13 protein-coding genes and 1 riboswitch are annotated in these 12,115 nt (G+C 65.2%); of the genes, 7 read left to right on the forward strand and 6 right to left on the reverse strand.

Going from position 1 to position 12,115, the window contains the following annotated elements:
* Positions 1-103 precede the first annotated feature (103 nt).
* Together ACEWPL_RS09575 and coaD are read left to right on the forward strand one after the other, a co-directional pair.
* Positions 104-535 (forward strand): CBS domain-containing protein, encoded by a 432-nt coding sequence (locus tag ACEWPL_RS09575; RefSeq protein WP_393931740.1) that lies wholly within the window; start codon positions 104-106, stop codon positions 533-535.
* Positions 536-604: 69 nt separating this feature from the next.
* A complete protein-coding gene (gene coaD, locus ACEWPL_RS09580; RefSeq protein WP_393931742.1) occupies positions 605-1,096 on the forward strand; it encodes a pantetheine-phosphate adenylyltransferase in 492 nt (163 codons plus the stop codon).
* Positions 1,097-1,114: 18 nt separating this feature from the next.
* Here coaD and ACEWPL_RS09585 read toward each other — a convergent pair whose 3' ends face one another.
* Both ACEWPL_RS09585 and gap read right to left on the reverse strand, forming a co-directional pair.
* Positions 1,115-1,258: a hypothetical protein gene (locus tag ACEWPL_RS09585; RefSeq protein ID WP_393931744.1), complete on the reverse strand. Its 144-nt coding sequence runs from the start codon at positions 1,256-1,258 to the stop codon at positions 1,115-1,117.
* Positions 1,259-1,335: 77 nt separating this feature from the next.
* A complete protein-coding gene (gap, locus tag ACEWPL_RS09590; protein WP_393931746.1) occupies positions 1,336-2,337 on the reverse strand; it encodes a type I glyceraldehyde-3-phosphate dehydrogenase in 1,002 nt (333 codons plus the stop codon).
* A gap of 171 nt (positions 2,338-2,508) precedes the next feature.
* Here gap and ACEWPL_RS09595 point away from each other — a divergent pair, with 171 nt between their 5' ends.
* Positions 2,509-3,477, forward strand: a complete 969-nt coding sequence (locus ACEWPL_RS09595; RefSeq protein ID WP_393931748.1) for a DUF808 domain-containing protein — start codon at positions 2,509-2,511, stop codon at positions 3,475-3,477.
* Positions 3,478-3,592: 115 nt separating this feature from the next.
* Here ACEWPL_RS09595 and tkt read toward each other — a convergent pair whose 3' ends face one another.
* The gene (gene tkt / locus ACEWPL_RS09600; RefSeq protein WP_393931750.1) at positions 3,593-5,608 is read right to left on the reverse strand and encodes a transketolase; all 2,016 of its coding nucleotides are present in this window, start codon (positions 5,606-5,608) and stop codon (positions 3,593-3,595) included.
* A gap of 227 nt (positions 5,609-5,835) precedes the next feature.
* Between tkt and ACEWPL_RS09605 the strand changes: the two genes are divergently transcribed.
* From ACEWPL_RS09605 to ACEWPL_RS09620, 4 genes are all read left to right on the forward strand, one after another.
* Complete coding sequence (locus ACEWPL_RS09605; protein WP_393931752.1) at positions 5,836-6,402, forward strand: coiled-coil domain-containing protein; 567 nt, start codon at positions 5,836-5,838, stop codon at positions 6,400-6,402.
* Positions 6,402-6,797: a cell division protein ZapA gene (locus tag ACEWPL_RS09610; RefSeq protein WP_393931918.1), complete on the forward strand. Its 396-nt coding sequence runs from the start codon at positions 6,402-6,404 to the stop codon at positions 6,795-6,797. The genes ACEWPL_RS09605 and ACEWPL_RS09610 overlap by 1 nt, the downstream gene beginning before the upstream one ends.
* Before the next feature lie 132 nt (positions 6,798-6,929).
* Positions 6,930-9,350 carry an ATP-dependent helicase gene (locus tag ACEWPL_RS09615; RefSeq protein ID WP_393931754.1) on the forward strand — a complete coding sequence of 807 codons (2,421 nt, stop codon included), beginning with the start codon at positions 6,930-6,932 and terminating at the stop codon, positions 9,348-9,350.
* A 102-nt stretch (positions 9,351-9,452) separates the two neighbouring features.
* Positions 9,453-9,655, forward strand: a riboswitch (cobalamin riboswitch).
* Positions 9,656-9,766: 111 nt separating this feature from the next.
* Entirely contained in the window at positions 9,767-10,030 is a 264-nt protein-coding gene (locus tag ACEWPL_RS09620; protein ID WP_393931756.1) for a hypothetical protein, read from the forward strand.
* A gap of 8 nt (positions 10,031-10,038) precedes the next feature.
* Here the strand turns inward: ACEWPL_RS09620 and ACEWPL_RS09625 are convergent, their stop codons facing one another.
* Genes ACEWPL_RS09625 through ACEWPL_RS09635 form a run of 3 tightly spaced genes read right to left on the reverse strand, consistent with a single transcriptional unit; the run spans position 10,039 to position 12,097 of the window.
* Positions 10,039-10,842, reverse strand: a complete 804-nt coding sequence (locus ACEWPL_RS09625) for a metal ABC transporter permease (RefSeq protein WP_393931758.1) — start codon at positions 10,840-10,842, stop codon at positions 10,039-10,041.
* Positions 10,842-11,606 carry a metal ABC transporter ATP-binding protein gene (locus ACEWPL_RS09630; RefSeq protein ID WP_393931760.1) on the reverse strand — a complete coding sequence of 255 codons (765 nt, stop codon included), beginning with the start codon at positions 11,604-11,606 and terminating at the stop codon, positions 10,842-10,844. The genes ACEWPL_RS09625 and ACEWPL_RS09630 overlap by 1 nt, the downstream gene beginning before the upstream one ends.
* Entirely contained in the window at positions 11,603-12,097 is a 495-nt protein-coding gene (locus ACEWPL_RS09635; RefSeq protein WP_393931762.1) for a Fur family transcriptional regulator, read from the reverse strand. Before ACEWPL_RS09635 ends, ACEWPL_RS09630 begins: the two co-directional genes overlap by 4 nt.
* Positions 12,098-12,115 lie beyond the last annotated feature (18 nt).

Below are 12,115 nucleotides of genomic sequence, written 5' to 3' on the forward strand. Positions count from 1 at the left end.
CGCGCTTGACAGATGCTGCGGTGCCATTACGCTGGATCAACCGGCGGGCATTCCGCGGGCACTGCCGGACGCAATGCCGGAGATCACAAGGGGGCGCTAGATCATGCTGGTTTCACAAATTCTCAAGGCCAAGGGCGATGCCGTCTTCACCATCTCGCGGAAGACTCTCATCTCGGATGCGGCGGCCACGCTGGGCGCGAAAAGCATCGGTGCGCTTGTCATCACCGATGGCAAAAAGGGCGTTGTCGGCATTCTGTCCGAGCGAGACATCGTGCGCGCGCTTGGCGATCGGGGGGCAGGGTGCCTCTCTGACAGTGTCGAGGCGCTGATGACGCCCGATCCGTTCTGCGCCGGTCTGGGCGACACGGGCGAAGAGGTGCTGGGCCGCATGACCGAGGGCCGGTTCCGCCACATGCCTGTGCTGAAGGATGGTGAACTGGTGGGTATCGTCACGCTGGGCGACCTGGTCAAGGCACGGCTGGAAGAGCTGGCGATGGAGAACGCGTCGATGCAGGGCATGATCATGGGCCATTGAGCCGCTGCGCCCTTGCAATTCGCGGGCGCCTCGTGCCTTTTGGCGCAAATTACAGACGGATGACCCCTCATGCGCATCGGCCTCTACCCCGGCACCTTTGATCCTGTCACGCTGGGTCATATCGACATCATCCGACGCGCCGCGCGGCTGGTCGACCGCCTGGTGATCGGCGTCGCCATCAACCGCGACAAGGGCCCGCTTTTTACCTTGGACGAGCGTGTGGCGATGCTGGAAGCGGAGGCGGCGCGCATCACCGCCTCGAGCGAGGCCGAGATCGTCGTGCATCCGTTCGAGAACCTGCTGATCAACTGCGCGCGGGATGTGGGCGCGCAGGTGATCGTGCGCGGCCTGCGCGCGGTCGCGGATTTCGAATACGAGTTCCAGATGGTCGGCATGAACCGCGCGTTGGACGCGGATATCGAAACCGTTTTTCTGATGGCCGATACCGGCCATCAGGCCATCGCATCCAAGCTGGTCAAGGAAATCGCGCGGCTGGGTGGGGACGTGTCGACATTCGTGACCCCGGACGTCAACGCGGCGCTTCTGGCCAAGTTTGGCTGAGGCCCGAGGCGAGCCGCCTCAGCGCCAGAAGGCGAGCCATTCGATGAGATCGCCCAGCTTGGCCCCGAGAAAGATCAGCCCGCTCATGCCTTGGAGATAATAATCCAGCACCAGCGCCAGCACGATCAGCCCGAAAAGCCAGAGCGCGATGCGGTCGGTCATGTCAGCGCCCTTTCAAATGGCATACGGCCCCGCGCCTTGGTACAGACGGGGGCCGCATCTGGCAATATCGCGGCGGCTTAGCCCAGCCGTCCCATCAGCGCGGCGACGTCGGCCATGCGGCAGGAAAAGCCCCATTCGTTGTCATACCATGCCAGGACGCGGACCAGCGTGCCGCCGACGACCTTGGTCTGCTCGGGGGCAAAAATGCTGCTTTCCTCGGTGTGGTTGAAATCGATGCTGACCTTGGGCGCGGGATCATAGGCCAGAATGCCCTTCATCGCGCCTGCCGCAGCTTCGGCCACGACGGCGTTGACCTCCTCGGCGGTAACGGATTTCGAAGCCACGAAGGTCAGGTCCACCGCCGAGACATTGGGCGTCGGCACGCGGATGGCCGAGCCATCAAGGCGGCCTTTCATCGCGGGCAGCACCTCGGACAGGGCCTTGGCCGCGCCGGTGGAGGTGGGGATCATCGACATCGCCGCGGCGCGGGCGCGGTAGAGGTCCTTGTGGCGGCGGTCCAGCGTGGGCTGATCGCCGGTATAGGAGTGGATCGTGGTCATGATGCCACTCTCGATGCCGATGCCCTCATGCAGCACCTTGGCCAGCGGGGCGAGGCAGTTGGTGGTGCAGGAACCGTTCGAGATCATGCGCTCGCTTGGCCGAAGATCGCCATCGTTGACGCCCATCACCACGGTGCGGTCCACGTTCTTGCCGGGGGCCGACAGCAGAACCTTGCCCGCGCCACGCTCAAGATGCTTTTTCGCCTTCTCGCCATCGTTGAAGTTGCCGGTGCATTCCAGCACGACGTCGCAGCCGTCCCAGTCCAGCTCGTCCATCTCGTAGGTCGAGAACATCTGGATCGCGCCGCGCCCCAGATCCATCGTGCCCTCGCCGATGGTCACCGTGCCGGGAAACCGGCCATGCACGCTGTCGAAGCGGATCAGATGCGCTGCCGTCTCCAGCGGACCGGTGGCATTCAGTTTGACCACCTTGATGTCCTCGCGGCCCGTCTCGCTGATATGGGCGAGGGTGGCGCGGCCGATGCGGCCAAATCCATTGATGCCGACATTGATGGTCATGGGGATGAACTCCTTGGCAGGTTTTAGCGTTTGCTGGCATATACGGGCGCGCGGGCCGTGCTGAAAGGTCAAAATGCCCGCCTTTTGGGATGTTAGCGCTATATTACCTGAGCGGCCTTGCACCTCTGCTGTGCTCGGCTACCTTGCCACGAAAGATTACGGGACCAGAATATGAGCGGACTACTGGCGCTACTCGATGATGTGGCGGCCATCGCCAAGGTGGCGGCGGCCTCCGTCGATGACGTGGTGGGGCAGGCGGCCAAGGCGGGCGCCAAGGCGGCCGGTGCGGCGATCGACGACGCCGCGGTGACGCCGAAATACGTGCATGGCTTTGATGCGGCCCGCGAGTTGCCGATCATCTGGCGCATCGCGCGGGGATCACTGCTGAACAAGTTGGTGTTTCTGCTGCCCGCCGGGCTTGCGCTGAGCGCTTTTGCGCCCTGGGCTGTCACGCCGCTTCTGATGCTGGGGGGCTGCTATCTGTGCTTCGAGGGCGCCGAAAAGGTGGCCCATGCGCTGGGATGGGCGCATCACGAGGAAAGCCACATGAAGACGGAGCCCGACGATCCGGCCCATCTGGAAGAACAGAAGGTTGCCGGCGCGATCAAGACCGATTTCATCCTCTCGGCCGAAATCATGACCATCGCGTTGGCCGCAATTCCGCCCAGCAGCTTCTGGATGGAGGCGGGCACGCTGGCCGCTGTTGCCGTGATGATTACCGCGGCGGTCTATGGCGCGGTCGCGCTGATCGTGAAGGCCGACGATTTGGGCCTGTTCATGGCAGCCAAGGGGCAGCTTGGCGCGACGCGCGGTCTGGGCCGCGGGATCGTGGCCGCGATGCCCAAGGTTCTGGCGCTGCTGGTGATCATCGGCACGGCGGCCATGCTCTGGGTGGGCGGCAACATCATCCTGCACGGGCTGGCGAATCTGGGCTTTTCCTGGCCCTATGACCAGATCCACCATCTGGCCGAAATGGCCACCCATGGGCTGGAGCAGGGGCGGGCAGCTGTGCAATGGACACTTGTCGCGGCGATGGACGGTGTCGCGGGGCTGGCGCTGGGCATGGTGCTGATCCCTATCGGAACCAATGTCATCACACCGATCTGGCAACGGATGCGAAAGCTCAATCCGGTGGTCTGATCTTAACCAATTGGAAACCACGTCCGGCGCAGGCTGTGCGCATGCACATGCCCGCACGATATCTTGAGCACGAGGTTTGGGAAGACTATTTGGAAAATAGTCTTCCCTCATCACATCAAAGCAGCGATTTCACCTTTTCGGCGACCGCCTCGGCCGTGATGCCGAACTTCTCGTAAAGGACATCGGCGGGGGCCGAGGCGCCGAAGCTGTCCATGCCGACAAAGCCGGACTTGGCCGCGCGGCCGCGCTCACCGCAGAGCCATTTGTCCCAGCCCTGCCGCACGGCGGCCTCAACGGCGACACGCACCGGACCTGCGGGCAGCACGCGCTTGCGCACCGCCTCGTCCTGCGCCTCGAAAAGCTCCATGCAGGGCATCGACACCACGCGGCACCCGATCCCCTCGGCCTGCAGCAGATCGCGCGCCTTCATCGCGATCTCGACCTCCGAGCCGGTGGCCATGATGATCGCCTGACGCTTGCCCTCCGCATCGGCCAGCACGTAGGCGCCCTGCGCGGTCAGGTTCTTGTTGCGGTGCTCGGTCCGCAGGGTGGGCACGTTCTGGCGCGTCAGCGACAGGACAGACGGCGTCTCCTTGGTGGTCAGCGCCAGTTCCCATGCCTCGGCGGTCTCCACCGTATCGCAGGGGCGGAAGACCCAAGTGTTGGGCGTCGCGCGGCTGATTGCAAGGTGTTCGACCGGCTGGTGCGTCGGGCCGTCCTCGCCCAGACCGATGCTGTCATGGGTCATGACAAACACGGTGGGCACGCGCATCAGCGCGGCAAGGCGCATCGCAGGGCGGGCATAGTCGGTGAAGCACATGAAGGTGCCGCCATAGGGCCGGATGCCGCCATGCAGCGCCATGCCATTCATCGCGGCGGCCATGCCATGCTCGCGGATGCCCCAATAGACATAGCGGCCCTTGCGGTTATCGGTGTCGAAAACGCCCAAATCCCCCGTCTTGGTGTTGTTCGATCCGGTGAGGTCGGCCGAGCCTCCGACGGTCTCGCGCATGATCGGGTTCACGACCTCCAGCACCATCTCGCTGGATTTGCGCGTGGCGACCTTGGGGCCCTCCTCGCTGATCTGTTTCTTCAGCGCCTTGATGCGCGCGCTCAGCTTCTTGGGGGCGTCGCCGTTGAGGGCCCTGGTGAATTCGCTCTGACGGCGCTCGGTCGTTTCGGCAAAGCGGGCTTGCCACGCCTTGCGTTCGTCAGCGCCGCGTGCGCCGATCGCTTCCCATGCCTTTTTTACATCGCCCGGCACTTCGAACGGGCCGGTGGTCCAGCCATAGGCGGCCTTGGCGGCGGCCATCTGATCCTCGTCGGTCAGCGCGCCGTGGCCTTTGGACGTGTCCTGCGCCGCGTGACCCAGCGCGATATGCGTCTTGCAGGCGATCATGCTGGGCTTTTTCGAGCCCTTGGCCTTGGTGATCGCCGCGTCGATCTCGTCCGGATTGTGCCCGTCGATCTCGATCACCTGCCAGCCCGCGGCGCGGAAGCGCTTGACCTGATCGGTGCGGTCCGACAGCGATACCTTGCCGTCGATGGTGATATCGTTGTTGTCCCAAAAGACGATCAGCTTGCCTAGGGAATGACGCCCGGCCAGCGTGATGGCTTCCTGGCTGATCCCCTCCATCAGGCAGCCATCGCCGGCGATGACATACGTGTGGTGATCGACCAGCTTGCGGCCATGCCGCGCGCGCAGCATCTCTTCGGCCATGGCAAAGCCGACCGAGTTGGCGATGCCCTGGCCCAGCGGGCCGGTGGTGGTCTCGATCCCCTTCGCATGGCCATATTCCGGATGGCCCGCCGTAATCGCGCCCCATTGGCGAAAATTCTTGATCTGCTCCAGCGTCATGTCCTCGTAGCCGGTCAGATGCAGCAGCGAGTAAAGCAGCATCGAGCCATGGCCAGCGCTGAGGATGAAGCGGTCGCGATCCGGCCAATCGGGTGCGGAGGCGTCGAATTTCAGGTGCTTTTCATAAAGCACGGTGGCGACATCGGCCATGCCCATCGGCATCCCCGAATGCCCCGAATTGGCGGCGTGGACCGCGTCCAGCGTCAGGGCGCGAATGGCGGTCGCTTTGGACCAGTGATCGGGATTGGCTTTGGCGAGGGCGGTAAGATCCACGGCAGCGGTATCCTTATGGAAGGGGGCTTGTCTGCCCGCCTCAATACCAGCCCGGCCCCGAAGTTCAAGCGCCGCCACACCGGACACAGGCGCACCGCCGCCTTCCGCCGCAAGGGGGGAAGCCTTTTTGCAAGCCATTCGCTAGACTTGGCACCATTAGGGCATGTTGCGATTCGGCGTGCCCTGTAGGAGAGTTGGGGCAGACAGTTGAAAAGGACATTGACGCGATGAGCGATATCGACGCGATGCAAAGCCGTATCATGGCGGCGCTGGACCGGATCGGGCAAGGGCTGGACGGGCTGGGAGCGACGAATGATCAGGCCGGCGACCCGGGCGAGGTAGAGGCCCTGCGCCAGCAGGTCGAGGATGAGCGGCTGGCGAATGCCCAGCTGGAAGAGCGCGTAAAGCAGCTGAGCGCCCGCGCCCGCGAGGCCGAGGCCAGCCTGGAAGAGTTCAAGGCCGCCGCCAGCGAGGCCAAGGCCGAAGAAGACACGCGCGCCAAGACCCTACGCAAGATCGACGGCAATCTGCAATCGCTCCGCCATGCCAACCAGCAGCTGCGCGACAACAACGCCAAACTGCGCGATGCGAATGCCAAGGGCGTGGCCGAGCCGCATCTGATCAACAAGGCGATGATGGCCGAACTGGACGGCCTGCGCGCCACCCGCGCCGCCGACCGGGCCGAGATGGACGCCATTCTTGGCGAGCTTGCCCGTATGGGTGTGACAGGGGATGGCAGTGCGGACGGGTCCGAGAGCGCCAAGGCCAGTGGAAACGGAATGGAGGAGGCATGATGCCCGAAGTTGACATCGAAATCGGTGGCCGCACTTTCCAGGTTTCCTGCCAGGCCGGGGAGGAGCATTTCCTGCACTCCGCCGCCAAGATGCTGGATGACGAGGCATCGGTGCTGGCCGCGCAGATCGGACGCATCCCCGAGGCGCGCATGCTGCTGATGGCTGGCCTCATGCTGGCCGACAAGACCGCTGGCCTGCAGGACAAGCTGGCCGAGATAAGCGACACGCTGGCCGAGCGCGAAGCGGAACTGGCTGGCCTGCGGGACGCGCCGCCGCCTGCGCCCGAGCGCGTCGAGGTTCCGGTCGTGCCCAGCTCTATCACCGACACGCTGGCCGAAATCGCCGCCCGCGCCGAGGCGCTGGCCGAGACGGTGGATGGCAAGAAGGCCGGTTGACACCTCTGCAAGCCGATGGCGAGGGGGTGTGACGTGGCAGGGCGGCGGGATGCCGCCCTGACGTGTTTCACGTGCAGAACATAGGCCGAACATCTCTTTATCTTGCGCGCAGGGGGCGCTATGGTCCCGCCCATGAGCAGTTTTGACGAATCCGACGCGTTCGAGAGCGCCTCCCTGTCTTCGCGCGCAATGGCCGCGCGGCCCGCGCCGTATCTTGATGGCCTGAATCCCGAACAGCGGCTGGCGGTCGAGACGATGGACGGCCCCGTCCTGATGCTGGCAGGCGCCGGCACGGGCAAGACCAAGGCGCTGACGACGCGCATCGTGCACCTTCTGAACACCGGACGCGCGCGCCCCAATGAGGTGCTGGCCGTCACCTTCACCAACAAGGCCGCGCGCGAGATGAAGACCCGCGTCGGCGCACTCCTGGGCCAATCCATCGAGGGGATGCCGTGGCTGGGCACGTTTCACTCGATCTGCGTCAAACTGCTGCGCCGCCATGCCGAGCTGATCGGCGTAGAGGGCGGTGGAAATCTGGCTGACGTGATCGAAGCCCCGGCGCGCGACGTCACGCTGAAGTCGAACTTCACCATTCTCGACACGGACGACCAGCTGCGTCTGCTCAAGCAGTTGGTGCAGGCCGCCGGCATCGACGATAAACGCTGGCCCGCCCGCCAATTGGCCGGTGTCATCGACAACTGGAAAAACCGCGCCTGGACGCCGGACCGCGTGCCCGCCGCCGAGGCGGGCGCCTATAATGGCAAGGCCGTCACGCTCTACAAGCAATACCAGCGCCGCCTGATCGAGTTGAACGCCGTGGATTTCGGCGATCTGCTCTTGCACGTCGTCACGATCTTCCAGACGCATGACGACATCCTCCAGCAGTATCAACGCTGGTTCAAATATATCCTCGTGGACGAGTATCAGGATACGAACGTCGCTCAATATCTATGGCTGCGCCTATTGGCCGGCGGTCACAAGAATATCTGCTGCGTCGGCGATGACGACCAGTCGATCTATGGCTGGCGCGGCGCAGAGGTGGGTAATATCCTACGGTTCGAAAAGGATTTTCCCGGCGCGCATGTGGTCCGGCTCGAGCAGAATTACCGCTCGACGCCGCATATCCTGGCTGCCGCCTCGGGCGTGATCGCGGGCAATCAGGGGCGGCTTGGCAAGGAGCTTTGGACGCAAGAACAGGAGGGCGAGAAAGTCCGCCTCATCGGCCATTGGGACGGCGAGGAAGAGGCGCGCTGGATCGGCGAGGAGATCGAGGCGATGCAGCGCGGCACCCGCGGCCAGCGCCCTTATGGTCTTGACGATATGGCCATCCTCGTTCGCGCTTCGCATCAGATGCGCGCTTTTGAGGACCGCTTTCTGACTATCGGCCTGCCCTACCGCGTCATCGGTGGCCCGCGCTTTTACGAGCGGATGGAGATCCGCGACGCGATGGCCTATTTCCGCTGCGTGACCTCGCCTTCGGACGATCTGGCCTTCGAGCGGATCGTGAACACGCCCAAGCGCGGCCTCGGCGACAAGGCGCAGCAGAAGATGCAGGTGACCGCGCGCGAGAACGGCGTGCCGCTGATCGAGGGTGCGCGCATTCTGGTCGCGGAGAAAGGCCTGACCGGCAAGGGCGCGCGCGAGCTGTCGCTGCTGCTGGATGGGCTCACCCGCTGGGGCCGCATGGCCGGGGATGCCGCGATCAGCCATATTGAGCTTGCCGAGATCATCCTGGACGAATCCGGCTATACCGAGATGTGGCAGAACGACAAGACGCCCGAGGCGCCGGGTCGGCTCGAGAACCTCAAGGAACTGGTCAAGGCGCTGGAGAATTTCGAGAACCTCACCGGCTTTCTCGAACATGTCAGCCTCATCATGGACAATGAGAGCGAGAATGAGGGCCAGAAGGTCAGCATCATGACCCTACACGCCGCTAAAGGCCTGGAATTTCCCGCCGTCTTCCTGCCCGGCTGGGAGGATGGCCTTTTCCCCTCGCAGCGCTCGATGGACGAAAGCGGTCTCAAGGGCGTCGAGGAAGAGCGCCGCCTTGCCTATGTGGGCATCACCCGAGCCGAGGAGATCTGCACGATTTCCTTTGCGGGTAACCGACGCGTCTTTGGTCAGTGGCAATCGTCCTTGCCCTCGCGTTTCATCGATGAGCTGCCCGAGGATCATGTCGATGTCCTGACCCCGCCCGGCCTCTACGGTGGCGGCTACGGCGCGGCGGGCATGGCAGGGTCGATGGGCGGCGTGCAGAACAGCATCGACGCCAAGGTGGCCGAGGCGAATGTCTACAATTCCCCCGGCTGGAAGCGGATGCAAGCGCGGGCGGGCCAGCGCCCCACGGCGCAGCCGCGCGAATCGACCTCGCCGGTGATCGACATGGCCGCCGCCTCGTCCCACACGGTGGGCGAGCGGGTGTTCCACCAGAAATTCGGCTATGGCGAGATCATCGGCCTCGAGGGCGACAAGCTGGAGATCGCGTTCGAGAAGGCGGGCACAAAGAAAGTCGTCGCCCGGTTCGTCACCAGCCCGGATGACGTGCCCTTCTAGCGCGTCCCGGCTTCTTCTTGCCAGAAATATCCCCGCCGGAGGCCCCAAATCTCTTTTGGCGTCTGGCCTGTCATCAGGCGTTGTGCGGCGGTATCGAATCCGCCACAGTGAAACTTCCAAGGTGCTGCGCAACCGCGCGGAGAATTGGGAAGCCGGTGCAAATCCGGCACTGCCCCCGCAACGGTAAGGGTGGGCGAGACGGTGCAAGACCACTGGGCGTGAACGCCCGGGAAGGGCGCCGGATCATGGGCCAATCGCGGCCTGGCCCCCGAAGTCCGGAAACCAGCCTTGGGAGTGACGTCAAACCGCGTGGGGCGGTGTGGACGCTGCTGCCGGGCCTCGTTCCTCGCATGTCAGCCTCGCACGCCATCCTGCGCCCCAAGTGGCCCGGGGTGCGGCCAAGGAGTGGATAAGACATGGGTGTAGTACAGATCCTGCATGGTCTGGAGCGTAGCGACGCCGTGGGCGCGGATGCGGATGCGGTGGCGCGGCTGGGCTTTCTGGAATGGGCCTTTGCCCTGCCGGGGGCCGCCACGCCGGAGGCGGCGCGCGCCGCGCTGAAGGCCGCTCCGGACGAGGCGCGCAGCCCGGCGGCACGGGCGTTTGTCGGCTTTCTTACGGAGGCCACGGTTTATACCGCGCCCCGCGTCCGGCGTGGCCGCGCGGCGCGTTTGCACTAGGCAGCGCGCTACCGCGCGTGCCAGCGGTCCTTGATCGCGGCATAGAGGCTGGAGGCGGCGAATAGGATCGCGGCGGCACAGACGATGGTCGGCCCGGTGGGCGTGTCCAGCGTGTAGGATGCCCTAAGCCCGGCCCATGCCGCTGCCACGCCCAACCCGGCGGCGATGACGGCCATCGCCTCGGGTGTGCGGGCGAATGGGCGTGCGGTGGCCGCAGGGATGATCAGCAGGGCAGTGATCAGCAGCGCGCCCACCACCTTGATCGCCACAGCCACCACGATGGCCAGGGCGAGGGTCAGGATCAGTTCCTCGTGCTTGGGGTCGATCCCGTCAGCGCGGGCCAGATCCGGGTCCAGCGTCGCGGTCAGGAGCGCCGACCAGCGCCAGCTGACCAGTGCCAGAACCAGCGCCGCGCCGCCCCAGATCACCCCCAGATCGCCGCGCGAGACCGAAAGGATATCGCCAAAGAGAAATGACATCACGTCGATGCGCACCCCTTGCAGAAAGGACACGCCCACGAGGCCGAATGCCAGCGCCGAATGGGCCAGCACGCCCAGCACCGTGTCCACGCCGCGCCCGCGCCCCGAAAGGGCCGTGACCAGTGTCGCCATCGCCAGCGCGACCACCAGCGCACCGGCAAAGATCGGCAGGGACAGTGCCAGCGACAGGGCGACGCCCAGAATGGCCGCATGGGCGGTCGCATCCCCGAAATAGGCCATGCGCCGCCAGACGACAAAACACCCGAGGGGCGCCGCGGCCAGTGATGTGCCGATCCCGGCCAGCGCCGCGCGGGTCATGAAGTCATCGAGCATCAGTCACCTACCTTTGCGTGCGGTGCGCCATGATCATGCGCGCATTCCTCGCCATGGACATGGTCGTGATGGTGCCGGTAGAGCGCCAGCGCCCCTTGCGTGCCTTCGCCGAAAAGGGCCCGGTAGACGGGCGCCTCGGCCACGACTTCGGGCGTGCCTTCGCAGCAGACATGCCCGTTGAGGCAGATCACGCGGTCGGACGCGCTCATCACGACATGCAGATCATGGCTGACCATCAACACGGCGCAGCCCGTCTCGCGGCGCACATCTTCGATCCGGCGGTAGAACGCGGCGGCGCCGGGCTGGTCGAGGCCCGCGGTCCCCTCGTCTAGCATCAAAAGCTGGGGGTTCCGCAGCAGGGCGCGCGCCAGCAGGACGCGCTGAAACTGCCCGCCTGACAGGCCTGCCATGGGGTGCCCACCGATATCGGGCACGCCCGCGCGCTCCAGCGCATCGCGGGCGGCCTCGCGGCTGACGCGGCGCGGAAGGCTGAGAAAGCGCGAGACGGTGATCGGCAGCGCCGCATCCAGCACCAGCCGCTGCGGCACATATCCCAGCCGAAGGTCCGGGCGACGCGTGATGCGCCCCGCGCTGGGGCGCACCCCGCCCAAGAGGGCGCGTAAGAGCGTAGACTTGCCCGATCCGTTGGGGCCGACGATGGTCACGATCTCGCCGGGGGCCATGGCGAAATCGACGTTCTGCAGCACGGTGTTCCGGCCATACCGCACGCTGAGCCCCTTGGCTTCGATCAAGGGCTGGGTCATGCGGTGGCGCCTGCCGGGGCGCTCTCACGGCACCGGGGGCAGAGCCCGACGGCCTCGCGCACCGTGCGCTCGATCTGGAACCCCGCATCACCCGCTGCGCGCGCCAATTCGCCCGCCTCGGGATCGGTGTCCACCTCGACAACGCGCTGGCAGGCGCGGCAGATCAGGAAAACGGGGGCGTGGCTTTGATCGGAATGGGTGCAGGCGGTAAAGGCGTTCAGCCGCTCGATCCGGTGGGCCAGCCCGTGACTGACCAGAAAATCAAGCGCACGGTAGGCGACGGGCGGCTGCGCGCCCAGACCCTCGGCCCGCAACACCTCCAGAATGTCATAAGCCCCGAGCGCCTTGTGCTCGCCCAGCAGAATCTCGAGCACGCGCCTACGGACGGGCGTGAACTGCAGACCTTGCGCGGAACATTGCCGCTCGGCGGCGCGCATGCCGGCCTTGATGCAGCCGTCATGGTCGTGCGTTTCAAAAGGGTCTATCGTCATGGCGCGGAGTCCTGGCTT

The sequence above is a fragment of the Roseovarius roseus genome (assembly GCF_043355935.2).
GTDB classification, from domain to species: Bacteria; Pseudomonadota; Alphaproteobacteria; order Rhodobacterales; family Rhodobacteraceae; genus Roseovarius; species Roseovarius roseus.